The 24,918-nt window shown below is 65.2% G+C and carries 27 protein-coding genes; 7 read left to right on the plus strand and 20 right to left on the minus strand.

All coding sequences use genetic code 11. The features are described 5' to 3' along the window. Positions 1 to 2: 2 nt before the first annotated feature. Entirely contained in the window at positions 3 to 647 is a 645-nt protein-coding gene (locus tag GBB11_RS09830; RefSeq protein WP_151530221.1) for an FABP family protein, read from the plus strand. A 7-nt stretch (positions 648 to 654) separates the two neighbouring features. On the opposite strand, the gene GBB11_RS09835 is transcribed toward GBB11_RS09830, so the two are convergent. Next, a complete protein-coding gene (locus GBB11_RS09835) occupies positions 655 to 1,506 on the minus strand; it encodes an aminodeoxychorismate lyase (RefSeq protein WP_151550016.1) in 852 nt (283 codons plus the stop codon). A 48-nt stretch (positions 1,507 to 1,554) separates the two neighbouring features. Between GBB11_RS09835 and GBB11_RS09840 the strand changes: the two genes are divergently transcribed. From GBB11_RS09840 to GBB11_RS09850, 3 genes are all read left to right on the plus strand, one after another. Next, positions 1,555 to 2,448, plus strand: coding sequence for a Dyp-type peroxidase (locus GBB11_RS09840; RefSeq protein WP_151550015.1), 894 nt, complete (start codon positions 1,555 to 1,557; stop codon positions 2,446 to 2,448). A 10-nt stretch (positions 2,449 to 2,458) separates the two neighbouring features. Continuing rightward, positions 2,459 to 3,514, plus strand: a complete 1,056-nt coding sequence (locus GBB11_RS09845) for a folate-binding protein YgfZ (protein WP_151550014.1) — start codon at positions 2,459 to 2,461, stop codon at positions 3,512 to 3,514. Positions 3,515 to 3,677: 163 nt separating this feature from the next. After that, complete coding sequence (locus GBB11_RS09850; protein ID WP_151550035.1) at positions 3,678 to 3,869, plus strand: DUF3073 domain-containing protein; 192 nt, start codon at positions 3,678 to 3,680, stop codon at positions 3,867 to 3,869. A gap of 53 nt (positions 3,870 to 3,922) precedes the next feature. Here the strand turns inward: GBB11_RS09850 and purM are convergent, their stop codons facing one another. The 3 genes from purM to GBB11_RS09865 form a co-directional block, all read right to left on the minus strand. After that, on the minus strand, positions 3,923 to 4,996 hold the full coding sequence (purM, locus tag GBB11_RS09855; RefSeq protein WP_151530216.1) for a phosphoribosylformylglycinamidine cyclo-ligase: 1,074 nt from the start codon (positions 4,994 to 4,996) through the stop codon (positions 3,923 to 3,925). Further along, a complete protein-coding gene (gene purF / locus GBB11_RS09860; protein WP_370513264.1) occupies positions 4,993 to 6,531 on the minus strand; it encodes an amidophosphoribosyltransferase in 1,539 nt (512 codons plus the stop codon). The genes purM and purF overlap by 4 nt, the downstream gene beginning before the upstream one ends. An 84-nt stretch (positions 6,532 to 6,615) precedes the next feature. Further along, positions 6,616 to 6,981 (minus strand): sterol carrier family protein, encoded by a 366-nt coding sequence (locus GBB11_RS09865; protein ID WP_151550013.1) that lies wholly within the window; start codon positions 6,979 to 6,981, stop codon positions 6,616 to 6,618. A 66-nt stretch (positions 6,982 to 7,047) separates the two neighbouring features. Between GBB11_RS09865 and GBB11_RS09870 the strand changes: the two genes are divergently transcribed. Continuing rightward, complete coding sequence (locus GBB11_RS09870; RefSeq protein ID WP_151550012.1) at positions 7,048 to 8,061, plus strand: acyl-CoA thioesterase; 1,014 nt, start codon at positions 7,048 to 7,050, stop codon at positions 8,059 to 8,061. 6 nt (positions 8,062 to 8,067) lie between these two features. Here GBB11_RS09870 and GBB11_RS09875 read toward each other — a convergent pair whose 3' ends face one another. The 6 genes from GBB11_RS09875 to purS all read right to left on the minus strand — a co-directional run bounded on the left by GBB11_RS09875 (position 8,068) and on the right by purS (position 15,186). After that, a complete protein-coding gene (locus tag GBB11_RS09875; RefSeq protein WP_151550011.1) occupies positions 8,068 to 8,670 on the minus strand; it encodes a response regulator transcription factor in 603 nt (200 codons plus the stop codon). Positions 8,671 to 8,680: 10 nt separating this feature from the next. After that, entirely contained in the window at positions 8,681 to 9,829 is a 1,149-nt protein-coding gene (locus GBB11_RS09880) for a sensor histidine kinase (RefSeq protein WP_192796375.1), read from the minus strand. Beyond that, on the minus strand, positions 9,804 to 11,855 hold the full coding sequence (locus GBB11_RS09885; RefSeq protein ID WP_151550009.1) for an MMPL family transporter: 2,052 nt from the start codon (positions 11,853 to 11,855) through the stop codon (positions 9,804 to 9,806). The genes GBB11_RS09880 and GBB11_RS09885 overlap by 26 nt, the downstream gene beginning before the upstream one ends. Before the next feature lie 97 nt (positions 11,856 to 11,952). Next, on the minus strand, positions 11,953 to 14,250 hold the full coding sequence (gene purL / locus GBB11_RS09890; RefSeq protein WP_151550008.1) for a phosphoribosylformylglycinamidine synthase subunit PurL: 2,298 nt from the start codon (positions 14,248 to 14,250) through the stop codon (positions 11,953 to 11,955). 21 nt (positions 14,251 to 14,271) lie between these two features. Beyond that, a complete protein-coding gene (purQ, locus tag GBB11_RS09895; protein WP_151530209.1) occupies positions 14,272 to 14,943 on the minus strand; it encodes a phosphoribosylformylglycinamidine synthase subunit PurQ in 672 nt (223 codons plus the stop codon). Beyond that, positions 14,944 to 15,186, minus strand: a complete 243-nt coding sequence (gene purS, locus GBB11_RS09900; RefSeq protein WP_151530208.1) for a phosphoribosylformylglycinamidine synthase subunit PurS — start codon at positions 15,184 to 15,186, stop codon at positions 14,944 to 14,946. A 113-nt stretch (positions 15,187 to 15,299) separates the two neighbouring features. Between purS and GBB11_RS09905 the strand changes: the two genes are divergently transcribed. Beyond that, positions 15,300 to 15,896, plus strand: coding sequence for a triacylglycerol lipase (locus tag GBB11_RS09905; RefSeq protein WP_151550007.1), 597 nt, complete (start codon positions 15,300 to 15,302; stop codon positions 15,894 to 15,896). Positions 15,897 to 16,418: 522 nt separating this feature from the next. Further along, positions 16,419 to 17,663, plus strand: coding sequence for an HNH endonuclease signature motif containing protein (locus GBB11_RS09910; RefSeq protein WP_151550006.1), 1,245 nt, complete (start codon positions 16,419 to 16,421; stop codon positions 17,661 to 17,663). A 116-nt stretch (positions 17,664 to 17,779) separates the two neighbouring features. Here GBB11_RS09910 and guaA read toward each other — a convergent pair whose 3' ends face one another. The 10 genes from guaA to folE form a co-directional block, all read right to left on the minus strand. Next, on the minus strand, positions 17,780 to 19,348 hold the full coding sequence (guaA, locus tag GBB11_RS09915) for a glutamine-hydrolyzing GMP synthase (protein WP_151550005.1): 1,569 nt from the start codon (positions 19,346 to 19,348) through the stop codon (positions 17,780 to 17,782). 11 nt (positions 19,349 to 19,359) lie between these two features. After that, entirely contained in the window at positions 19,360 to 20,139 is a 780-nt protein-coding gene (locus GBB11_RS09920; RefSeq protein WP_151550004.1) for a class I SAM-dependent methyltransferase, read from the minus strand. After that, positions 20,123 to 20,449 (minus strand): cupin domain-containing protein, encoded by a 327-nt coding sequence (locus GBB11_RS09925; protein WP_151550003.1) that lies wholly within the window; start codon positions 20,447 to 20,449, stop codon positions 20,123 to 20,125. Before GBB11_RS09925 ends, GBB11_RS09920 begins: the two co-directional genes overlap by 17 nt. 64 nt (positions 20,450 to 20,513) lie before the next feature. Next, positions 20,514 to 21,290 (minus strand): pantoate--beta-alanine ligase, encoded by a 777-nt coding sequence (locus tag GBB11_RS09930; RefSeq protein ID WP_151550002.1) that lies wholly within the window; start codon positions 21,288 to 21,290, stop codon positions 20,514 to 20,516. After that, positions 21,290 to 22,108 carry a DUF6779 domain-containing protein gene (locus GBB11_RS10875; protein ID WP_192796376.1) on the minus strand — a complete coding sequence of 273 codons (819 nt, stop codon included), beginning with the start codon at positions 22,106 to 22,108 and terminating at the stop codon, positions 21,290 to 21,292. The genes GBB11_RS09930 and GBB11_RS10875 overlap by 1 nt, the downstream gene beginning before the upstream one ends. A gap of 54 nt (positions 22,109 to 22,162) precedes the next feature. Next, a complete protein-coding gene (locus GBB11_RS09945; protein WP_151530201.1) occupies positions 22,163 to 22,627 on the minus strand; it encodes a DUF3180 domain-containing protein in 465 nt (154 codons plus the stop codon). Then, entirely contained in the window at positions 22,624 to 23,106 is a 483-nt protein-coding gene (gene folK, locus GBB11_RS10880) for a 2-amino-4-hydroxy-6-hydroxymethyldihydropteridine diphosphokinase (protein WP_151550000.1), read from the minus strand. The genes GBB11_RS09945 and folK overlap by 4 nt, the downstream gene beginning before the upstream one ends. Positions 23,107 to 23,112: 6 nt before the next feature. Next, complete coding sequence (folB, locus tag GBB11_RS10885; RefSeq protein ID WP_151549999.1) at positions 23,113 to 23,472, minus strand: dihydroneopterin aldolase; 360 nt, start codon at positions 23,470 to 23,472, stop codon at positions 23,113 to 23,115. Then, positions 23,472 to 24,323, minus strand: coding sequence for a dihydropteroate synthase (gene folP, locus GBB11_RS09955; protein ID WP_151549998.1), 852 nt, complete (start codon positions 24,321 to 24,323; stop codon positions 23,472 to 23,474). Before folP ends, folB begins: the two co-directional genes overlap by 1 nt. Before the next feature lie 10 nt (positions 24,324 to 24,333). After that, positions 24,334 to 24,912 (minus strand): GTP cyclohydrolase I FolE, encoded by a 579-nt coding sequence (folE, locus tag GBB11_RS09960; protein ID WP_151549997.1) that lies wholly within the window; start codon positions 24,910 to 24,912, stop codon positions 24,334 to 24,336. Positions 24,913 to 24,918 lie beyond the last annotated feature (6 nt).

Below are 24,918 nucleotides of genomic sequence, written 5' to 3' on the forward strand. Positions count from 1 at the left end.
GTGTGACTGATTCATCGACGAACCATCCCGAAAACCTGAGCCCGCGCCTCGATGGCAACGAGGCCGTCAATCGCGCCGCGGAGGTCGCTAAGACCACCGGCGGGCGGAATATTCCCAGCCTCGGCGAGCTGCCGATTCCCGCCGATACCGCGAACCTGCGCGAGGGCCCCAGCCTGCACGATGGGTTGTTGGCGCTGCTGCCGCTGGTGGGTGTCTGGCGCGGCGAGGGCCAAGCCGATACCCCCGAGGACGGCGAGTTCACCTTCGGCAACCAGCTGATCTTCTCCCACGATGGCGGCAATTACATCAACGTGGAGTCCAAGTGCTGGAAGAAGGATGCCCCAGAGTCCCTCGAGTCCCGCGAGACCGGATTCTTGCGCATCAATGACAAGGACGAAATCGAGTTCATTCTCTGTCATTCCGGCGGCGCGGTGGAGATCATGTACGGCGAGCCCCTCAACGAGCGCGCCTGGGAGCTCAGCTCTGCCTCCACCATGGCCACCGCCTCGGGGCTCACCACGCTCGGCCCCGGCAAGCGCCTCTACGGCCTGCTGCCCAATGGCGATCTCGGCTGGGTGGACGAGCGTCTGGTTGACCAGGAACTCAAGCCCCGCCGCTCCGCGCAGCTGCAGCGCTACGCGGGCTAAACCTTATCTACCCCAACGCCGCCGTGATCATTGTCTGGATTGCGGCGGCGTCTGCTGTTCCGTGGCCACGGGTGGGCCGGCCATCGATGCTGGTGACCTGGGCGGCGATGCGCACCGAGCTGACGAGCCACACCGAATCCGCGGCCTCCAGCTCACTCACCGTGATATCCCCGGTCTCGCAGGTATAGCCCTGGGCGGCGGCGTAGCTAAACAGCGCAGCCTGGGTGGTGCCGGGCAGGATATCGCCCTTGGGCTCGGGGGTGCGGATCGTGGATCCAGTCACCGCCACCACCGTGGAGGTCGCACCCTCGAGTACCCGCTCCCCTGCCACGTAGATCACATCGTCCATGCCCTGGGCAGCGGCCTGGCGTAGCGCCGCCATGGCCGAGGCATAGCTGAGAGTCTTGGCGGCGCGGGGGCTGGAATCATCTGCCCCGCGCGGCAGGGTCAGCACCGCCACCCCGTACTGGCGCTGGGCGAGCTGCTCGACGCTCACCGCCTTGACGCTAATCCACGCCGAGGGCTGCCCCGTGCTGGCCCGGCCGCGGGTATAGGTCCACACCATGGCGCCATCGCAGTGATTCTCCTGCTCCCAGCGGTCGGCGGCGCGGCGGATAGCGGCGTCCCACAGCTGCTGCTGCGGCGGCGGCAAGTGCAATAGCTCGGCCGAGCTGTGGAATCGCTCCACATGTCGCTGCAGGTTGCAGGCGCGCCCCTCGCGCACGAGCACCGTTTCAAACACCCCGTCACCGCGGGTCACGGCATAATCATCCCAGTAAACTAGAGGCGTATCGGGGTCGTGATCGGCGATCTCTCCGCTGCCTATGTCGAGGCGAACGATAATGGGGCGAGAACTCATGCCTTTCATTATTCACGCCGGCGCGAACTTTGGTGCAGAATCAAAGGTATGAGTCATCAAAGCGGAATCACTGGTCTAGGCACCACCGATCATATTTTTCTCGAGTTTGATCTTGCCCCCGGCGCGGATGGATGCGCGGTGCTGCGCCATCTGGCCGAGGCCATCAATCTGCCCACCACGCACGGCGTCAACGTGGTGCTGGGTGTGCGCCCCAGCCTGTGGGCCGAGGTAGCCGACGCAGAGTATGTGCCGGATAAGGTGCACGATTTTTCCGAGCCGATTAGCGGCTCGACGATGTCCATGCCCGCTACCCAGCACGATGCATGGTTGTGGGTGGCGGGATCCTCCCGCTCCCAGGTATTCGACATCTCCCGCACGATCGCTAATACGGTACGCGAGAGCGCCAACCTGGTGGAGGAAACCACCGGCTGGGTTTACCAGCACAACCGCGATCTCACTGGGTTTGAGGACGGTACCGAAAACCCACCGGCCCTGGAGGCTCCGAGTGTGGTGGCGGTGCCGGAGGGCCGCCCCGGCGCGGGCAGCTCGGTGCTGCTCTACCAGCTCTGGGAGCACAAGGCCGTGGAGTGGGAGGCGCTGCAGGCCCATATCCAGGAGCAGATCATCGGCCGCACCAAATCCGATTCGGTGGAGCTGGACGAGGATACCAACCCAGAGTCCTCCCACGTCAACCGCACCGTGGTGGAGGTCGGCGAGGACGAGCTGGAGATCTTCCGCCGCAATGTCTCTTATGGGGACATGTCTACCCATGGCACTGTGTTCGTGGGCTTCAGCTTCGATCAGTGGCGCATGGAGGAGATGCTGCGCCGCATGGCCGGGGTGGATGGCGGCCCGGCGGATCGTCTCACCGAGTTCACCACGCCGCTCTCGGGCGGCTGGTACGTGTGCCCCTCCACGCAGGCTCTCGCCTCGCTCCTCTAGGATGGGCGGGATGAGTGAGACATCCTATCGTTCCCCTGGCCTGACGCGTCCCGGCGCCTGCCCCGCGCAGGACGCCGACGCCCACCCCGCCTATGAAGGCGTGGCGTGGCATTATGGTGATCCTTTAGGAGAGCAGCGGGCGATCGCCGAGCAGCCGGTGGTGATTGACCGCTCCAACCGGGTGGTGCTGCAGGTCAGCGGCGCGGATGCCCCGGAGTTTCTGAATAATCTGCTTTCGCAGAAGCTCGATGATCTTCCCGTGGGCGCCGGCACCGAGGCCCTGGATTTGGATGCCCAGGGCCATATCCTGCACGCGCTGGGGGTGCTGCGCACCGAGGAGGGATTCCTGCTGGATATCCCCCGCCCCAGCGCCGCCAGCCTAGAGGAATTCCTGCGCCGCATGGTCTTTTGGTCCGCCGTGGAGATCTCCCGCACCGATCTCGGCCTGCTCACCCTCCTCGGCACGAACGCGCCGACCGGGCTTAGCCGCAGCATCAGCGCTCCCCTCGCCCACACCGATCTCTATGTTCCCACGACGCTTATCGACGCCACCCTCACGGAACTCGAGAGCAACGGCGTGCACTGTGTAGGCCTGATGGCGTGGACCGCAGAGCGGGTGCGTCATCTCCTGCCGCTGCCGGAGGTGGATCTGGACGATAAGTCGATCCCGCACGAGGTGGCGCACTGGGTGGGCGGCACGGCGGTGCATCTGCACAAGGGCTGCTACCGCGGCCAAGAAACGGTGGCCCGGGTGGAGAATTTGGGATCCTCGCCGCGGGTGCTGGTGCGGCTGCACCTCGATGGCTCCGCCCCCAGCCTGCCGGTGCCCGGCGATAGCATCACCAAGGGCACTCGGCCGCGCGCCGTGGGCCGGGTGGGCACTGTGGTGCAAGACTGCGATTTCGGTCCGATCGCGCTGGCCGTGGTGAAAAGATCCGCGCTACAGTCCCAGGATCTGCGCGTGGGCGACTGCTCCGTGGCCGTGGACCCGGAGACGATTCCGCAGGACAATGGCACTAAGGCCGGCCGGGAGGCGGTGCAGCGCTTCCGCTCTCGTACCCTCTAAAGGGGTACGGGCGCGATCGGTTTTGCGGCACGCCACGGACCCAGGTGCGACTTTTTTCGTCACATTAGCTATTGTGGATTCACAGGAATACAAGATTGAAGAAACCGATAATGGGGTGCCCTACGCCCGAGGCACTTCAGGCACACTCCAAGGGGGTCTAGCCATGGGTCGCGGCCGCGCGAAGGCTAAGCAGGCTAAGGTAGCTCGTCAACTGAAGTACCAAACTCCTGAGATGGACTTAGAGCAGTTGCAGCGTGAACTCGCCAGCAATAGCTCCCGTTCGGAGGAGGATGTCCGGGAGGACGATCCCTACTCCGAGTGGGCCGACTACTTCAAGGATGAATACGAGAAGTAGCACACTATTTCAAGAAACCTCCTTGCTCAGTGAGCAGGGAGGTTTCTTCATGGCTAGTACTGGGGGTGTTCGCCGCTGAGCAGCACCCGCTTCTCAGTATCGGCGGCAGCGCTGCGCACCGTGCCAATTTCCCAGGCATCCACGTGGCGGGCGGTGAGCATGGCGAGGGCGCGGTCGCGGTCCGCCGCAGACACCACGGCCACCATGCCGACGCCCATGTTGAAGGTTTTCTCCATTTCCTCGCGGCTGACCTTGCCCAGCTCGGAGATGAGTTTGAAGATCGGCTGCGGCTTCCATGCCGAGCGGGAGATCTCTGCCACCATGTTCTCCGGCAGCACCCGCACTAGGTTGCCGGCCAGTCCGCCGCCGGTGACGTGGCAGAAGGTGCGCACATCGCACTCGGCGGCAAGCGCCAGGCAGTCCTTGGTGTAGATCCGAGTGGGCTCCAGCAGCTCCTCGCCGAGGGTGCGCTCGAGCTCGTCGATCTCCTGATCCAGCGGCAGCCCAGCGGATTCCAGCAGCACATAGCGGGCCAGGGAATAGCCATTGGAGTGCAGGCCCGAGGAGGCCATGCCGATGATGACATCGCCATCGCGGACCCGCTCCGGCCCGAGCAGCTCCTCCTCTTCCACCACGCCGATGGCGGTGGCAGACACATCGTATTCCTTTTCGTCCATCACCCCAGGGTGCTCTGCGGTTTCGCCGCCGAGCAGGGCGCAGCCGGCCTGCTCGCAGCCTTCGGCGATGCCGCTGACGATGGCGGCGATATGCTCCGGTACAACCTTGCCCACGGAGATATAGTCCTGGAGGAAGAGCGGCTCGGCGCCGCAGACCACCAAGTCATCGACGCACATGGCCACCAAATCGATGCCGATGGTGTCGTGCTTGTCCATGGCCTGGGCCACGGCCAGTTTGGTGCCCACGCCGTCGGAGCCAGCGGCAAGAAGCGGCTTCTCATACTTACCGAGGGCGAAGAGCCCGGCGAAACCGCCGATGCCGCCGCGCACCTCGGGACGGGTGGCCTTCTTGGCCAAGGGGGCAATAAGTTCTACCGCGCGGTCACCGGCGGCGATATCCACCCCAGCTGCTGCATAGGATGCGCCATCAGAGGGAGCGTGATCGGTCATGTCGTGGTCACTTTCTTCAGATTGCGCTGCATGTCCTCCACGAGCGCGGTGTTCGGGTTTCCGGCCGGCATACCCAGCGGGTACTCGCCATCGAAGCAGGCACAGCAGAGATCCTCGCGCTTCTGCTTCGAGGCCTCCACCATGTGATCGATAGAAACGAAGCCGAGCGAATCCGCACCAATCGCGGTGCAGATCACGTCCACGGCCTCCTCCATGGTGCGGGCGCCGGTGCCATTGGCGATCAACTCGCCGGGGGAGGCGAAGTCAATGCCGTAGAAGCACGGCCACTTCACCGGCGGAGAGGCGATCCGCACATGCACCTCGGCGGCGCCGGCCTCGCGCAGCATGCGGATGAGCGCGCGCTGGGTATTACCGCGGACGATGGAATCATCCACCACCACCAGCCGCTTGCCGGCCAGCACATGCTTCAAGGGGTTGAGCTTGAGCCGGATGCCGAGCTGGCGAATGGTCTGGGTGGGTTGGATGAAGGTGCGGCCCACATAGGCATTTTTCACCAGCCCCTGGGCGAAGGGAATGCCCGAACCATAGGAATAGCCCACCGCCGCCGGGGTGCCGGACTCCGGCACCGGGATCACCAGATCACCGTCCACCGGGTGCTCCGTCGCCAGCGCGGCACCGATACCCACGCGGGTATCGTTCACCGACTGGCCGCGGATCAGGGAATCAGGGCGGGCCAAATACACGTATTCAAACACGCAGCCCTTGTGCTTGGTGGGCGCGAATTGATGGGAACGGATACCGGAATCGTCGATGGAGATGAACTCTCCCGGCTCGACCTCGCGCACAAAAGAAGCACCGACGATATCGAGGGCCGCGGTTTCGGAGGCCACCACCCAGCCCCGCTCGAGGCGACCAATCGAGAGCGGTCGCACACCATGCGGGTCGCGGGCGGCATAGAGCTTATGGCCGTCCGTAAACGTCAGGCAGTAGGCGCCGGTGATGCGCGGCAGAAGGTTGAGGGCTGCGTCGACAAGCGACACCTCTTCGGAGATGCCCTCGGCGAGCAGGGCGCACATGATGTCCGAGTCGGAGGGCTGTGTCGCAGGGTCCACCAAGCCCTTCTCGGTGGCTTCCTGGAGCAACTCGAGATAGTTCACCAAGTTGCCATTGTGTCCGAGGGCCACGTCGGTGCCGTTCGGGGCGACGCGGAACATCGGCTGGGCGTTCTCCCAGCAGGCGCCGCCGGCGGTGGAATAGCGGGTATGGCCGATGGCCAGATTACCGCGCAGGGCGTCGAGGGCGCCCTCGTCAAAGACCTGGGAAACGAGCCCGAGGTCCTTGTACACCACCACATTATCGCCGTCACCCACCGCGATACCGGCGGCTTCTTGGCCACGGTGCTGCAGCGCGTACAGGCCGTAGTAGGTGAGCTTGGCGACTTCTTCCCCAGGAGCGAAAACACCGAACACACCGCACTCTTCGCGCGGCTCGTGTTCTCCGAGATCATCGAAAGCGGATAGGGGCTGGTTTCTAATAGCCACGTGGGTTAATCGTAGTTGTTTCACCGGCGGCATGGCGAATATTTAGCCCCACGCGGGGGCGCAGAGCAGCACCCGGCCCGCGCGCCCAATGTTTGTTTCAGGGCTGTTGGTCGCGCTCTAGATCAGCGGCACCCAATGGGCCAATTCCCCGGCGCGGGTACCGGAGACACTGAGATTGCCCTCAGCCAGCTCCTGCTCCCAAGTGCTGCGCCCGATGGCGAGACGCAGCCACACCTCGGGGCGCATTTCCACCACATTGGGCGGGGTGCCGCGGGTATGGCGCGGCCCCTCGATACACTGCACCGCGACAAAGGGCGGCACCCGCAGTTCCACGCTATGGCCCGGGGCGCAGTTCTCCACGGTGCGGGCGCTGAACCGCACGGCGCGGGCAACCAGCGCGCGCGGGACATTCGGGCTATCCATCCGCTGTTCATACTCGCGCAGGGCGGCGCGCATCTCGGCGGGATCAATCTTTTTCGGCATAGTGTGACCCAGCTTAACTGTTGGTAGCCTATGAGCTACTAGCCCCGTCCCCCGGAGAACACACCTATGTCTGAACGAGATCAATCCGCAGCCAATCGAGCCCCCTCGCCCGAGGTCACACTACGGTTTATGGCCGCACCCAGCGATGTGGTGATGGCCGGCAACTGGGGTGTCTCCGGCGGCCGCGTGTTGGAGTGGATCGATAAGGCCGCCTATGCCTGCGCGGTGGGCTGGTCGGGCACCTACTGTGTGACCGCCTATGTGGGCCATATTCACTTCAACCGCCCCATCCCCTCCGGCCACGTGGTGGAGGTGCGTTCCCGGATCGCCATGACGGGCCGTTCCTCGATGCACATTGTAAACGAGGTGCTCTCCGCGGATCCGCGCGATGGCCACTTCTCCCGCGCCTGCGACTGCCTGGTGATCTTCGTCGCCAAAGACCCCAAGACCGGCTCCGCCACCTCGGTGCCGAAATTTCACGCCGCCACCGAGGACGAGCAGCGGGTGGAACAGGCCGCCATTTCGCGCATCGAGCTGCGCCACGCCATCGAGGCGGAGATGGAGAAGCAGAACTATGACGGCCCCAGCGATGCGCCGCGGGTGATTACCCGCTTTTTGGCCAAGCCCACCGATGTGAACTGGGGCGGCAATGTGCACGGCGGCACCGCGATGGAATGGATCGACGAAGCGGGCACGGCCTGCACTATGGAGTGGTCGGGGCAGCGCACCATCGCCGTCTACGCCGGCGGGATTCGCTTCTACCGGCCGATCTCTATCGGCGATCTCATCGAGGTGGATGCGCGGCTGATGCGCACCGATACCCGCAGCATGCAGATGTCCGTGCATGTGCGCAGCGGCGATCCCCGCGGCGGCCGAGAACAATTGCAGCAGGCCATTCACGCCACCTTCACCTATGTGGCCAGCGACCTCGACAATAATGTGCTGCCCGCCCGGCAATTCGAGCCACGCACCGAGGACGATGTGCGCCTAGCCGAGCACGCCACCACCCTGCGCGAGCTCCGCGCCAAGTACAGCCCCCACCCGCTGGTGCTGCGCGAGGGGCGCGCCTTTGTGGACTAGCACCGCCTAGAGCAGCCCGCGCTCCGTGGCTACGTGCACGGCACGGGTGCGGGAATCCACCCCCAGCTTGTTAAAGATATGCACCAGATGCGTCTTAGTGGTGGCCTGGGAGATAAATAGCCGCGTGGAAATCTCCTTATTGCTCGCGCCGGTGGCCACCAGTTGCAACACATCGCGTTCCCGCTCGGTGAGCTGGGCGGGGGCAGGGGCCTTCAGTAGCGCCCCGGCGAGGGAGGCTTGGACATACACCTCGCCGCGGGCCACCGCACGAATGGCCTCCACGATGGTATCCACGGGGGCGTCTTTTACCAGATAGCCTGCGGCACCGGCGTCGAGGCAGGCGCGAATATCGCGCTCGCGGTCATAGGTGGACAGGATGACCACGGGCTGGGTGCAGCCGCGGATCACCTCGACCCCGTCGCTATCGCTGGCTCCAAGGCGGAGATCGCAGAGCACCACATCGGGTTGGGCGGCGTCGATAGCGGCGAGTGCCTCAGCCACGCTCCCGGCCGCGGCGGCAACATGGATCTCCGGCTGGGCGTTGAGAATCGCCGTGAGTCCAGAGCGCACCACGGGGTGATCGTCGATAAGCGCAACGGCAATGGTCATGCTGTGTAGTTTAGAGCGGCACCCAGGCGGAGATGGCCGTGCCCTCGCCCGGAGTGGACTCGATATCCAGCCCGCCGCCCAGTTTCTGCAGGCGCGAGCGCATAAAACTCAGACCGAAGCTGGTAGTGGCGCGGCTGTGCTCCCACGCGGCGACATCGAATCCGACGCCATCATCCACGATGTCCATACGCACCTGCTCCTCATCGCTATCGAGGCTGACCCGCACCCGAGAGGCGGCGGCGTGGAGTCGCACATTGGCCAGCGCGGATTGGGCCACCCGCAGCAGCGCGATATCAATCGGGTCGCTGAACCGCGCGGCGCTGTGCACCTCGAGCTCGGCGTCGATGCCGCTGCCGGCGGCCAGCCCATCCACCATGGTCTGCAAGGCCACGGCCAGCGGGGTGCTCTCCAAGCCATGCGGGGCCAGATCGGCGACGATGCGGCGCACCTCCGCCAGATTCTCCGTGGCGACCTCCTCGATGAGCACCAGCTTCTCCGCAGCGGGAGTGGGATGAGAGGGCTGGGCCAGCAGCCGAATGGAGCTCAGCCCTTGGGCGATCGTGTCGTGGATGTCCTGGGAGATGCGGGTGCGCTCATCCATGGCTCCGGCCTCGCGCTGCGTGGCGGCCAGCTCATCTTGCAAATAGGCCATCTCGCTATGGGCGCGCTCGAGGTCGTTGAGGATGCGCAACAATTCCACATAGCCTCGGCTCATACCGATAGCCACCACGGCCCCGATCGCCGGGCCGAGCAGCTGCGGCACGCCCACCTGATCCTTATCGGCCCACGTCGCGCCCCACACCCCGGCCAGGACCAGCAGGGCATAGACCGGCAGCAGCGGAAAGCGCAGATAGTGCCCGGCGAGCAGGAAGAGAACGAAGGCAACCCAGGTAAAGGAGAAGCTGAGGCACACCAGCCCCGCCCAGAGCAGCAACAACACGCCCAGCCGCAGGCGGGGGCGGTGCAGCAGCACGAAGGCGGCGCAGAAGGCGATAACGGCTGGAAGAATAAGCAGCGGGGAGGCCTCGCGCAGCGCCCCGAGGGCGCCGACGATCACCAAGATGCCGGCAGTGATCGTCTCCCCCACCACGAGAATGGCGGCGGGCGAGGAACTCCGCGCCCCAAACGGGTGTTTAGCTGGCGTTAGCTGCACAGACATACTCGGTTTCTCCTTCCTCGGCGGTGGGGGCGCGGCGGGGCCACCAGGTGGCATCGCCCAGCACGCCAACAGCGGCCGGCACAATGATGGTGCGAGTGAGAATAGTATCCAGCAGCACCCCGAAGCCCACGATAATGCCCAGTTGGCCCAGGGTCACCAGCGGCAGCACCCCGAGGGCCGCGAATACGCCGGCCAGCACCACGCCCGCGGAGGTGATGACCACGCCGGTGTGGCTGATGGCTTCCACCATGCCCTCGCGGGTGCCATGGAGCGCGCGCTCCGTGGCGGCGCGGTGGGCGAGGAAGATGGTGTAGTCGATGCCCATGGCCACGAGGAAGAGGAACGAGAGCAGCGGCACCGAGAGGTCGAGAGCGGAGACGCCGAACACCAGGCTGGAGATCCAGCTGCCCACGGCGATGGCGGCGCCAGCGCTGAGTACATTGAGGACCAAGAAGATCGGCGCTGCCACCGAGCGCAGCAGTAGGGTGAGCACCAGCAGGTTGATGCCGAGGATCACCGGCACCAGCAGCCTCAGGTCGCGGACGGTGCCGGCGCGGGCATCCACCTCGGTGGCTTGTTCGCCACCGACCTTCGCCGCGGCGCCAGGCACCGTGTGCACGGCCGTGCGCAGCGATCGCACAAAATCTAGGGATTCTTGGGTGCCGGGGGCGGCGTCGGTGCTCACCATGATCCTCGCCCACTCGCCATCGGTGGAGACGCCGAGCGGCATGGCGCGCACGACATCGTCGAGGCGGTTGATGGTGGCCAGCACCTCGTCCTGATGGGAGACGCGGGTGAGCACGAAGTTCGGCTGGGCCTCGCCTGCGGGGAAGTGCTCCGCGAGGGTGGCGAAACCGGCAGCGGACTCGGTCTCCGTGCGGAACTTCTCCATCTGATTCAGCCCCACCGTGATCGATGCCAGCCCGGCGGAGAGCCCGCCGAGCAGCACCACTCCGCTCAGCAGCACCGCCAAGGGACGGCGCATGACGGCGGTGGCCACACGGCGATAAATCCGGGGCTCGGCGGCGGGATCACCCGGCCGGGGGATCCTCGGCCACAGTGCCTTTCGGCCGGCCAGCGATAGTGCCGGAGGCAGTACGACGAGTACGGCCACGAGGGCGAGAAGAATGCCCACCGCGGCAACAATCCCCAGCCCGCGGGTGCCGGGGATGACGGCGAGGCCGAGACTGAGCAGGGAGAGCACGACGGTGAGATTAGAGGCCGCGATCGCCGGGAAGGACTGCGTCCACGCCGCGGAGAGGGCAGCGCGGTGATCCTCGTGGCGAACCAGCTCCTCGCGGTAGCGGGAGATGAGCAGCAGGGCGTAGTTCGTACCGGCGCCGAATACCAGCACCGAGACGATACCGGCATCGAATTCCAGGCCGAACTCCGCGCCGATCCAGGCCGTGAGCACCGCAGCCACGCGATCGGCGAGAGCCACCACGGATAGCGGGATGAGCCACAGCACGGGGCTGCGATAGGTGAAGATGAGAAGCAGGGCGACGATGAGAACGGTCACGGCCAGCAGAGTGATATTCGCGCCCTGGAAGGCAGCGGCCACATCGGCGCCAAAGGCGGCACCGCCGGTGATGGCGATATCGAGGTGCTGCGGGGCCGCGGCGGAGATATCGGCGCGCAGCTCCGCAAGATAGGTGCTCATCTCCGTGCCGCTCTCGGCGGCGGGCACCGGCAGGGTGATGAGCCCCGCGCGGGCATCATCGCTGAGCAGGGGGCGGGCCTGCTCGGCGCCTGGGATGGCGCGCGCGGCGGCCAGCAGATCCGCCTCGCTCAGCGGAGAGCGATCCCGCTGCTGCACCACCGCCAGCACGGTGTCCTCATCGGCCCCGGGGAAGTGCTCTAGGAGCTGGACCACCTGGGTGGATTCGGAATCGCTGGGGGCGGCCTGCCGAGCATGCGAGGCCTCGGCGCCGCCGAGCACCGCAAAGAACACACCGATCAGCCCAGCGATGAGGGCGAGGCTGATCCAGCTATTCCGGGCGCTGCGAAAACTACGAGTGACATCCATGCCCTCAAGTTCAGCATCGACGCAGGTGAGCGCACATCGTGCACAAGACTGAACCTGGTATCAACCATATGGTTGATACCAGGTTCAGGGGGCGCTGTTAGACCACGGAGTTAGCGCCAGCGGCGTGGCCGAAAAGATCGGGCAGCGTGGAGGTCCACGCCTGCTCCAGCTCGGCCACCGCTACCTGGAGGTGCTCTCCGCCGGGAAGCTCGAGGTCCACGGTGTCAGTGTCTGCCGTGGCGCCCAGCTCCGTCACCGGCACCCCGCACTCGGCGGCGCGGGCCGTCACGGCTGCGCAGTCCTCCTCGCGCACGGCGATCACTGCCCGGGAGGCCGACTCCGAGAAGAGTGCGATGGTGGGCTGCGGGGCGACGTCGACAAGCGAGAGCTGCATGCCGCGACCCGAGTGAATGGCCAGCTCCGCGATGGCTTGGGCAAGCCCGCCCTCGGAGAGATCGTGGGCGGCGAGGATATCGGTGGAGCCGTGGAAGAACTCGGCGAGGGCCTGCTCGCGGGTGAGATCAACGCTCGGCGGCATGCCGGAGAGAGCCTCGGCCACTACCTGCTGGTAGATGGATCCGCCCAGCTCCTCCTTAGTCTCGCCGAGCAGCAGCAGGCGCGTGCCGGGGGCGGCGTCGGCGGGGATGTGCGCCGGGATGGACTGGGCGACATCGTCGATCACGCCCAGCACACCGACCACCGGGGTGGGCAAAATGGCTTCGGTGCCGGTCTGGTTGTAGAAGGAGACATTGCCGCCGGAGACGGGAATGCCCAGTTCACGGGAGCCATCGGCAAGCCCGTGCACGGCCTCGCGGAATTGCCACATCACAGCCGGATCCTCGGGGGAGCCGAAGTTGAGGCAGTTGGTGACGGCGATGGGCCGGGCGCCGGTGACCGCCACGTTGCGGTAGGCCTCCGCGAGCGCCAGCCGAGCGCCGGTATTCGGATCGAGCTTGGTGTAGCGGCCCGAGGCGTCGGCGGAGACGGCCACGCCGCGGCCGGTTTCCTCGTCGATGCGCAGCACACCGGAGTTGGCGTTGCGGGCCTGGACGGTATTGCCGCGCACATAGCGGTCATATTGCTCGGTGATGAAGGCGCGGGAGCACAGCGCCGGGGAGCCGACCATGCGCAGCCACACCTCGCGGGCCACGGCGGCGTTATCGGCCTGCGGAATCTCCCGCTGCTGCTGCAGCTCATCCTGCCAGTCTGGGCGGGCGAAGGGGCGCTCGTACACGGGCCCCTCATTGGCGATGGTGTGCGCCGGGGCGTCCACCACGACCTCGCCGCGGTGCTCGATCACGAGATGCTCGCCGTCGGAGACCTCGCCGATCTCGGCGCAGGTGACATCCCAGTGCTCGCAGATGGCGCGGAAACGCTCCACGTCCTCGGGGCGGACCACGGCGCACATGCGCTCCTGCGACTCGGAGGACAGGATCTCCGCGGCCGTCATGTTCTCGGCGCGCAGCGGCACGGCATCCAGGTTGATGGTCATGCCGCCGTCACCGGAGGCGGCCAGCTCGGAGGTCGCGCAGGCGAGTCCGGCGCCACCGAGATCCTGGATGCCTACGACCACGCCCGCCTTGTAGAGATCAAGGCAGCACTCGATGAGGACCTTCTCCGCGAAGGGGTCGCCCACCTGCACCGCAGGGAGCTTGCGCTCGGCGCCCTCTTCGAAGGTGTCGGAGGCCAGCACGGAGACGCCGCCGATGCCGTCGAGGCCGGTGCGGGAGCCGAAGAGCATCACCTTATTGCCCTTGCCGGAGGCGAAGGCGAGCTTGAGGTCATCCACCTTGAGGGTGCCCACGCAGAGCGCATTCACCAGGGGATTGCCAGCATAAGAGGGATCAAATACGGTCTCGCCGCCAATGTTGGGCAGGCCCAAGCAGTTGCCATAGTGGGAGATGCCATCCACCACGCCGGGCAGGACGCGCTGGGTGTCCGGGGCATCGGCGGGGCCGAAACGAAGCTGATCCATCACGGCAATCGGGCGGGCGCCCATGGCCATAATGTCGCGGACAATACCGCCCACGCCGGTAGCGGCGCCCTGGTGCGGCTCCACATAGGAGGGGTGGTTGTGGGATTCCACGCGGAAGGTCACGGCATTGCCATCGCCGATGTCCACCACGCCGGCGTTCTCGCCGATACCAGCGAGAATCTTGGAGGCCATATCCTCGGTGGTGGTCTCGCCGAAGTAGCGCAGATGCACCTTGGAGGACTTATAGGAGCAGTGCTCGGACCACATCACCGAGTACATCGCCAGCTCGGCGTCGGTGGGCCGGCGGCCCAAGATCTCGGTGATGCGCTGGTACTCGTCATCCTTCAGACCAAGTTCCGCATAGGGCTGCGGGGCGTGGGGATCCTTGGTGGCGGCGGCCACTGTGTCATTGAACGTCATAAGTAGTACTTCCCCTTATTCCTAGGCAGCGACTCGTCCGATAGCGGAAAGGAACAGCTCCAGCCCGTCGAGCGAGGGGCCGGTGAGTTCCTCCACGGCGTGCTCTGGGTGCGGCATCAAGCCCACCACGCGACCATTCTCCGAGCACACTCCCGCAATGCGGTTCATGGATCCGTTGAAATTATCGGTGTAGCGGAACACCACGCGGCCGGTATCTTCCAGCTGCGCGATGGTTTCCGCGCTGGCCTGGAAGCGGCCCTCACCGTGCTTTGCGGGGATGAGGATCTTCTGCCCCTCGCGCAGCGTGGAGGTCCAGGCCGTATCGGCGTTCGCTACCTCAAGGTAGGTATCGACACAATGAAAATGCAGGCCCTGGTTCCTAGTGAGTGCACCAGGAAGCAGACCTGCTTCTGTAAGAATCTGGAAACCGTTACAGATTCCCAGCACGGGCATGCCCTTTGTGGCCGCCTCGATCACGGATTCCATCACCGGCGCCAGCGCGGAAATCGCCCCAGAGCGGAGATAGTCGCCATAGGAAAATCCGCCGGGCACAACCACGGCATCCACGCCGCGCAGGTCCGCATCCTTATGCCACAGGCTCACGGCCTCAGCGCCGGCGAGACGCACCGCGCGGGCCGCATCGACATCATCGAGCGTGCCAGGAAAAGTAATGACACCAATCTTCGCGCTCACTTACACCACCTCAACGCCGAGGACCTCGAAGTCCTCGATCACGGTGTTGGCCAGCAGCTTTTCAGCCACCTTTTCCAGATCTTCAGGGGTCACGGTGTCTTCAACGTCTAGCACGAAGCGCTTGCCCTGACGCACATCCTTCACTCCCTCAACACCGAGGCGCCCGAGTGCGCGCACCACGGCCTGTCCTTGGGGATCGAGAATTTCCGTCTTGGGCATCACGTTCACAACTACACGAGCCATAAGTTTTTGCTCCCTATATAAAGCGTGGATTCTAGGCCCACTCAGCTTAACCCCTCCACAGGACATTCCCATTTCATTTGCCCGCAGCGGGGGTGAGAGCACATGCTTAAGGCATGCTTCGACATCTGATTCCGCGGCGCGGGCGCCTCCCTGAGCTGCACAGCACGGGCCGTCCCGTGGTGCTTCTGCATGGCACGCTCAGCTCGCCCGGCAACTTCGCCGACCTCGCCGCCGCGCTCGATGCCCGCGGCCGCCGCGTGATCGTCCCCGAGTATGGTCGCCGTGGCACCACATCGCTCATGGAGTGCGTCGACGAGGTGCGCAGCACGCTTATCGACGCCCACTCGCAGCTCGACATCATCGGGCATTCCCTCGGCGGGCTGGTGGGGCTCCTCGCCGCCGATTGCCCCGAGCTGCGGGGACGCATTGGCCAAATCATTGGCCTCGGGGCCTGCTGGCGCGGAGTGCCGCCGCAGCCGCGGTGGAGCCAAGCCATCATCGCCCGCCTCCTCGGACGCAGCTTCGTTGACATCATGCAGCCCTTCTCGCCCGTGGTCCCCGCTGGGGTAGAGGTGGTGTCCATAATCAGCACTCGTGACACAACCGTGCCGGAGTATTCCTCGCGGCTCGGGCGCGTGGTCGAACTACCTGCGGTGCACCATGCACGGCTTCCCGACCAGGTCGAGGCTGTATGTAGGGTGCTGCGCTAATCGGAGCGCGCGCCAGCCTCGTGGACTCCGCCCTCAGTATTCAGCAGCTGCCGGCCGCCCGGCGCGACAGCTACACCTCCCACCCGCTTTTCTGCCCTGCACTATGAGATTGTGCAGGGTAGCGTCGACAAGCTTGCTGCCGCGACTGCCGTGGGAATGGATCTGAGCGTGATGTGACACCCGCTTCCCGACGCCGCGGACTAGGAATTCCTCTCCCCTTTCGAGCCGCAGCGGCTGGTGTTAGGCAGCGACGGAGAGTGTGCACAATAGCGGTTAGCGTTCGAATAGGATGGTGCGTGCGTTTGTGCTGTGTGAGCCCTGTTTTAGGGCGTTGTTTTCCGTTTTTTGACTAGAACGCGTGTTCGAATAAGTGCAATGAAGTGTCCAGTGTGGATGACATACTAAGGCCACCAAAACCACCACCCGACACAAGGACAGCACATGATAGATCCCACAGCGTTTCCCCTCCCCGACGATCAGCACTACCGAAGCATCTTTGGCTATAGCTCAGTGAGACAACGGATGGCCGATGAGTCCCGGCGCTTCTGCCACGAACGCCACTGGGAGGCTGATTCCCCGCTGAGCACCGAACTGGGGCTGAGCGAGTTCGACCCCCTGGCCGAGAATGCTCGCCGCATCCGCTTCGCCCTGCATTTACTGCGACAGTACGAAGTCGATGAGGAGCACTACGACGCCTTCTGCTCCCACATGGCGAAACGCTTTAGCTGCACCGACGGCTATATTCTCAAACACCTCGACCTCGCGCGGACGCTCAGACGATTCCCCTTAGTCGCCGCCTTTCTCAACTCCCGGCCAGTATTCAACGACGCGCATCTGTGGGCCTTTACCTACGCGGTCGAGGCCATAGAGGATGAGTTCATCGCGGAATTCGAGGTGCGCTTTCTGGACCGGATACTCCCCCGCGTCGACCACCAAGCCCTCAAAGGCCCCTACTGGCTGAGCTCGCGTATCGCGGAGATACTGCGCATAATCGACCCGCCGGCCGCAGAAACAGATGAGCCTGATCCCCAGCGAGAGGAGCGCGAGTGGGTAGACATCAACCACAATCCGCTGAGCAACACAGTGACCATCACCGCCAACCTGGACGTCCATCGCGGCACTCTCGTCGCCGAAGCCATCACTAAGGCGGCGACGCACGGGCGCACCCGCGCCGATGGGCTGCTCGGGCTCATCCTCAACACCATCGACCTCGACGTGGTCATGCACGTCTACGGGGATTGGTTCAACAAGGGCGCCTGGACCCCCACCACCGGCTGGCTGGGGGATCTGGCCACGGAGGAGATCCTCAACTGGATCACACACCTCCAGCTGCTCTCCGATTCGGAGAAACCCGGCTACCAGCCCACCGAGGCGCAGCGGCATGAAGTCATCGCCCGCTATGGGTGCTGCAACCACCCCGGCTGTGCCGTCCCCGCGAATCGCTGCGAGATCGACCACATCGCCGAATGGCAGGAGGGTGACATGACGGCCACATGGAACCTGCAGCCACTATGCAAGCGCCACCACAACATGAAGACCCTCGGCGAATACACCGTCACGGTCGATCCGCAGGGCACCACCACCTGGCGCTCTAAGAGTGGCGAGATCTCCTGCTCCGTCGCAGAGGGCGTCTCCGCCAAGATGCGCCGCGTCAGCTTGGACGACCGAATGACGAATCGCAAAAAGGCCAAGCGCGATAAGAATGAGCGCGTCATGGCCGCCACCGGCACCGTTCCCTTCGACCGGAACGAACCCGCCCCCTTCTAGGCCTGACACACCCTAAAAACTGAATAGAGAACACGAAAACCGCCCCCTTCACTGCGGAAGGAAGCGGCTCGTGGCGCTGAGCACAGGCGTGATCGTCCCGAAGGACGATGAGCCCGTTACTCCCACTCGATAGTTCCTGGGGGCTTGGAGGTGACGTCCAAGACCACGCGGTTGACGTCCTCCACCTCGTTGGTGATGCGGGTGGAGATCTTCTCCAGCACGTCATAGGGCAGGCGGGTCCAGTCCGCGGTCATAGCGTCCTCGGAGCTGACCGGTCGCAACACGATCGGGTGGCCATAGGTGCGGCCATCGCCCTGCACGCCCACCGAGCGAACATCGGCCAGCAGCACCACGGGGCACTGCCAGATCTCAGCGTCAAGACCGGCTGCGGTGAGCTCGGTGCGGGCAATGAGATCCGCCTTGCGGAGAGTCTCGAGGCGATCCTCGGTGACCTCACCGATAATGCGGATGCCCAAGCCGGGGCCGGGGAAGGGCTGGCGGCCCACGATCTCCTCGGGCAGGCCCAGCTCGCGGCCCACCGCGCGCACCTCGTCCTTGAACAGCAGGCGCAGCGGCTCGACGAGCTGGAACTCCACGTCATCGGGCAAACCGCCCACGTTGTGGTGGCTCTTAATATTGGCGGTGCCGGAACCTCCGCCAGACTCCACCACATCCGGGTACAGGGTGCCCTGCACGAGGAAGTCCACGCTGGAGCCCTCGGGGGCATCCTCCAGCACACCGGCGACGGCGCGCTCGAAGGAACGGATGAACTCGTGGCCGATGGCCTTGCGCTTATCTTCCGGATCGGTGAGGCCCTTGAGCTTGCCCAGGAAGGCATCGGCCTCGTGCGCGGTCACCAGTTTGGCGCCGGTAGCGGCCACAAAGTCCTGCTCTACCTGCTCACGCTCCCCGGCGCGCAAAAGCCCGTGGTCTACGAACACGCAGGTGAGGCGATCGCCGATGGCGCGCTGCACGAGCGCGGCGGCGACGGCGGAGTCCACGCCGCCGGAGAGGCCGCAAATCGCGCGGCCCTGCTCGCCCACTTGTTCACGGACGGCGTCGATGAGCTCGGTGGCGATGTTCTCGGCGGTCCAGTTCTGCTCCAGCCCAGCGATCTCCGTGAGGAAGCGTTCGAGCACTTCCTGGCCATGCGGCGAGTGCATGACTTCGGGGTGATATTGCACGCCGGCCATGCGCTTATCGACGTTCTCAAATGCGGCAACCGGCGCACCGGCGGTGGTGGCGGTGACGGCGAAACCCGCAGGGGCCTCGGTCACGGCATCGCCGTGGCTCATCCACACCTTGTGGGTGGGTTCGAGCCCGGCGTGAAGCACGCCCTCGGTGGCAGTGAGATCGGTGCGGCCATACTCGCGGGCGCCAGTGGCTGCCACGGTGCCGCCCAGGCTGGCGGTCATGTACTGGAAGCCATAGCAGATGCCGAAGATCGGCAGGCCGAGCTCAAAGATGTCGGAATCGAGCCGCGGTGCTCCTTCGGCGTACACCGAGGAGGGCCCACCAGAGAGAATCAATGCGGCCGGGTTCTTGGCCTTGATCTCTTCAGCCGTGGCTGTGTGGGGCACCACCTCGGAATAAATATTCGCCTCGCGCACGCGGCGCGCGATTAACTGTGCATACTGGGCGCCGAAATCGACGACCACAACAGGATGAGAATTCGCTTGCGTCACAAATGCTTAGCCTAGCAGCCTTTGCGTGCCACGAAAGCCACCGCCGAGAGCTGCTCACGGTGTCGCCGAAATACCGAGCGCATCTGCATAATACGGCGCCGCGCAGTGGGGTTACGTAGCACACGGAAGAAGAAGCGCAGTGCCCCACCAAGTCCTTCATCGGCGATGATGCGGGAGGGCTCCAAGAGCCGCATGGGGCTGGTGTCGGTAGCAACTACCTCGAAGCCGGCCTCCTCCAGCAGCTGCTGCCATTCCTCAGCCGGTAGTGGGCGCGCACCCACCTTGATGCTGCGCGAAATCTCCCGCGACACCTCGGTGGCATTGTCGCCCGAGACGGCGAGCTCGTGGATCGCATAGCGGCCACCGGGGGCAAGGAGACGATAGGTTCGCTCCATGACTGCCTTTTTATCCTCGGTGCTGAGCATGGTGAGCATGGCCTCCCCCACCACCAGATCGGCGGAGCCATCGGGCAGCTCGTGGGAGCGGGCATCTGCCACCACCTGCTCGGCCTCGGGGTGGCCGCGCAGCACCTCGGCCAGCTGGGCACTGCCCTCGGGATTAGGGTCCACGCCGCGGTAACTGCGAGGATGTGCCGCCAGCAGTATCTCGGCGGTGCGCCCCACTCCGGGCCCGAGCTCCACAATGCGGTCGGAGGAGGTGGGCTGCGCGGCCTCGATGAGGCGGGTGGTCAGCTCGATACCTCCGGGGCGCAGCACGCGCTTGCCCATGCTGGCCAGCAGCCAGTGCCCTTGCAGGTATTTTTCGGCGGGCCCTTTACGCGGCATTGACATCCACCATCACGAGGCTCATATGGGAGGGTTCGAGGGCCTCGAGGGCGTGGCGCTCATTGGGGGCGAGATAGATCACGTCGCCGGGGTGCATCTCGTGCTCCTCGCCGGCAACGGTGAAGCTCAGGCGGCCGTCGAGAAGCTGCACGACGACGGCGCGGGGAGAGGCGTGCTCGGTGAGGACCTGGCCGGCGTCGAAGCTGAAGACGACAGTGCGCAGGTGCTCGTTATTGACGAGGACGCGGGAGGTGGTGGCTTCGCGGGCGATGGGAAGATCGCTCAGCACGCCAAGGGCGACGGTGGAGGAATCCATGGGTAACTCCTAGAAAGAGGAAGGTGAATATACCCTTATAGATTTTACACCGATTTTTCCGTGTTTAGTCCTCGCTGAGGTTCTTGAACCCGATGCCGACGGGCACGCCGACATTATCGATGAGCCGCACCCCGTCAATAGTGGCGGCCACGAGCAGGCGGGCCTCGCCGCGCTCGGGGGCTGGGCCGAAGGTGCGGGCATCGCGCAGCTCCACATACTCCACGTCCATCCCCGAGAGAATCTCGCGGGCGGTGGCGAGCACCGCTGCGGCGCCCTCCTCGGCGCGGTGCGTGGCAGCCAGCAGGGCCGCAGACAGCACCGTGGCCCGATCAACCTGCTCCGCAGACAGCTCGGCCAGGGCGGGCTGCAGAGCCACGCCCGCAGCGGAACGAGTCGGCGGCACCCCGCGCACCGCGGTGGCGAAACCATACTCGGAGATCAGGCGTTGGGTGAGCAGCATGAACTCAAAATCGCGTTCGCTGAGCACCACCTGATGCGGATTCACCAGCACCAGCAGGCGAAGCATCGCAGACAGGCGCGCTTCCAGCGGCTCAAGACTCGGGGCATCGAGGCGCACGCTCAGCGCCGGCGGGGCCAGCTCGGCGGCGAGGGCATCCACGCCCAGCTCGCGGGCATGCTCTTCGGGGCAGTCCCCCACTACCACCACAACGGCACGCGGCACCGTGCGCGCGGCACGCACCAAGGCCACATGCTGTGGCGCCCAAGACTCACTCAGCGGCACGAGCACGACGGGGCGGCCCGTTTTACGCATAGCGGAAGCGAAGGTGCGCAGCATCTCGGGGGAATCGATCACCCGTGCTGCACCAGGTTCAAAAGCCATTATTTATTGAAATTCTTCAGCAGATCAGCCACAGACACCGACCCGCTGCGCTCATCGGCGCGGCGGCGGCCATGGTGCGAGGGCTCCGGCTCCGGCTCGGGGGCAGGGGCCCACACGGGCTCGGGCTCCGGTGCGGGCTTAGGTTTGGGTTCCGGTTCTGGTTCGGGCTCCCACAGCGGCTCGGGCTCCGGCTCCGGCTCCGGCTCCGGTTCCGGTTCCGGTTCCGGTGCAGGCTCGGGCTCCGGGGTCTCCTCAACGCGATCGAACACGGTGGTCTCCGCATCAGAGGGCAAGGAGCTGCTTGGCCGCTCCGGCTGCGGATCCCAGCGGATGCTGGAGGCTTCCTCGATCTCGTGGATGCGCTCGGCGGCAGCGCTGAGCGTCGTCGGCTCGTAGTAGACCTGACCAGTCAGCCGCTCCAGCTGCTCCCGCACGATATCGAGCTGCTCCCGCATAATGGCGATGTTCTCGTCGCGCTCCTCGCGGAGAGCCTCGAGATAATCCTGTTCGATCTCCAGCTGCTCGGCGCGGTGATCGGCGCGCTCGCGCTCCAACTTCTCCTCATAAAGATCCCGCTGCACGTTTAGCGCCGCAGTCGCCTCCTCAACCTGGTTGCGATAGCGGAACACAAGGAAAAAGCCCAGCACCGCGGCCCAGAGGGCGGCGAGCACGGCCAGCTTCATCATCGCGTCATTGTTCATGAACAACATGAGCAAACTGGCGGCAAGTGCCAGCACCACCAACACGATCAGCGCGATCTGGCCTTTGTCACTTTGTTCGGCGTGCTGCTGTTCTTCAGGAGGGGTGGGGGAGCTCATGAGTCCTTAATCTACCTAAAACTACCTTCTCGTGGGCTGAGCCCGCGCGGCACGTCAGGCGGGTTCTCCATCTGCTGAGGGCGGCACGCTGCATCCACGCTCGAGATATATTCCGGCGGCGGCCAAAGCCACGCCCGCCGCGGCGGAGGTCACGACCCCCGGCAGATCATTCTGGGCGGCGGTGAGCGTGGCGGCCTTGGGAACCACGAACGTGGCCATGCCCACATACCAGCCGCCCACAATCGCGCCGGTCCACGCCGAGGCCTTCGCCACCACCAGCCACAGCGCCGCGGTGGTGGGGTTGAGCTGGGAGCGGTCCATGCCGATATTGCTGTGATCGACGTTCTCGCGCACCCTTCTGCCCAAGACCACGCAGATCAGCGCCATCGCCCAGAGCGTCACCGAAGCCGTCGCCGAGACGGTCACCAAGGAGCCATAACGGCCCCAAGTCAGGATCGCCCCAGCGAGCGCGGTGAAGCCGCCGGCAGCCAGCAGCAAAGAAATGCGGGTGCGTTTCATGCGATCACCTTATCGATCGGAGTAATGGCGGCGCGGTCGGCGGCCGGGAGAGCGTCGATAAGCGCGCTCACGGAGCTACCACCGAGGACGGCGTCGGGAGCGATCTCGTGCCATGGAATGAGCACAAAGCCGCGCTGATGGGCATAAGGGTGCGGGACCGTGAGTACGGGATCCGTGCTGCTGAAGCCGTCGATGTCCACGATGTCTACGTCCAAGGTGCGCGGGCCCCACCGGCGCAGACGCACCCGCTCGGCGCGGGCTTCAAGGGTCTGGCCACGGGCGAGCAACTCCCGCGGGGAGGAATCGGTGTCCACGATGAGCACGGCATTGAGGAAGTCCGGCTGATCCTCCACACCCCAGGGCGGGGTGGCGTAGAGAGAGGAGCAGGCCACCAGCTCCTCCTCGAACTCGTGAAGGACGCTGGCCAGATGCTGTCGGGAAGCGCCCGTGTTCGAGCCGATCGAGATCACCGCACGCATGGCCACCTACTTCCTCCGGGAGCGACGAGCCACCACGGCCACATCGCGGAAGGGCAGATCGATGGGGGCCTCGGGTTTATGGATGCGCACCTCGATGGCATGCAACTGCGGGAAGGTGTCCATGGCGCGCTCGGCAATCGTGGAGGCCACCGTCTCGATGAGATCGGCGGGCGGGCCGGTGAGCACGGCGTGGGCCAGCTCAGCGAGCTCGCCATAGTGCACGGTGCCGGCGAGCTTGTCCTCACGGGGAAAGTTCAACCAACAGGTGATATCGGCGATGAAGCGCTGGCCCTCGCGCTTCTCGAAGTCGAAGACCCCGTGATAACCGGTGGCCTCCAACCCAGTGAGTTCAATGCGATCAGCCACTAGCCCTCCTCCACATCGCCGGGGTGATTCCACAACTGGGCCACATCCACGGCATCGCGCGATACCGCCACATCGTGCACGCGAATACACCACGCACCCTGCTGCGCGGCGATCGCGGTGACGGCAGCCGTGGCCGGATCCGGCGCGGAATCGAGGCCACGGCCGACGCGAATGGCCGCGAGGAAGCGCTTGCGGGACGCCCCCACCAGCACGGGGAACTCGCCGGAGGTAAAAACATGCAGGTTGTGCAGCAACTGCCAGTTATCGAAGGCGGTTTTAGCGAAACCCAGCCCCGGATCCACCGTGATATTCTCCGGCTGCACCCCGGCGTCGATGGCGGCGGTGGTGAGCTCGGCGAGCGCGCGGCGCACATCCTCCACCACGCTGCCCGGGGTATGCGCGGCGCCGGAGGCATTGCCGAAGGTCGCGGCCTTCCAGTGCATGAGGCACACCGGCAGGTTTGTCTCGGCCATCACGGCGCGCATCTCCGGATCGGCGAGACCGCCGGAGACATCGTTAATCAGATCCACCCCCGCCGCAGCGGCAGCCGCGGCCACGCTGGCGCGCATAGTATCCACGGAGGTCTTGATCCCCGCAGCGTGCAGGGCCGCGATCACCGGAACCACCCGCTCACGTTCCAGCACGGGATCCACCCGCGTGGCGCCGGGGCGGGTGGATTCCCCGCCGACGTCGATGATGTCCGCGCCCTCGGCCACGAGCCGGCGGGCGTGCTGCACCGCCACCTCGGGGTCGAGATACTTGCCGCCATCCGAGAAAGAATCCTCGGTGACGTTCACGATGCCCATCACCGTGGAACGGTGCGGGTGACGAAGGGAAGCGAGGGTGGTCATGACAGTATTCCTAGCATCCGCGGATCAGGCTGAGGACTTCGGCGCGCGAGGCGGCGGAGCGTTGGAAACCGCCACGCACCGCCGAGGTAGTGGTCATGGCACCGGGCTTACGGATACCGCGCATCCCCATGCACATGTGCTCGCACTCGATCACCACGATCACCGAGTGCGCGCCCAGCTTCTGCACGAGGGCATCGGCCACCTGGGTGGTCAGCCGCTCCTGCACCTGCGGGCGCTTGGCATAAAGATCCACCAGCCGGGCCAGCTTGGACAGGCCGGTGACGGCGCCACTGGCACCTGGGATATAGCCGATGTGGGCGCGCCCATAGAAGGGCACGAGGTGATGCTCGCACATCGAATAGATAGGAATATCGCGCACCAGCACCAGCTCTCGGTGCCCCTCATCAAAGGTGGTGTTTAGCACGTCGGCGGGATCCTCGCGCAGCCCAGCGAAGATCTCCTCATAGGCGCGCGCCACCCGGCCTGGGGTGGCGGCGAGGCCCTCACGATCCGGGTCTTCACCGATAGCGATCAGGATCTCGCGCACCGCACGCTCAATGCGGTCGGCATCAAACTCGTGCTCGCTCATCGCTTA

Origin of the sequence: Corynebacterium sp. 74A, from assembly GCF_008930665.1 — a bacterium.
Taxonomy (GTDB): domain Bacteria; phylum Actinomycetota; class Actinomycetes; order Mycobacteriales; family Mycobacteriaceae; genus Corynebacterium; species Corynebacterium megadyptis.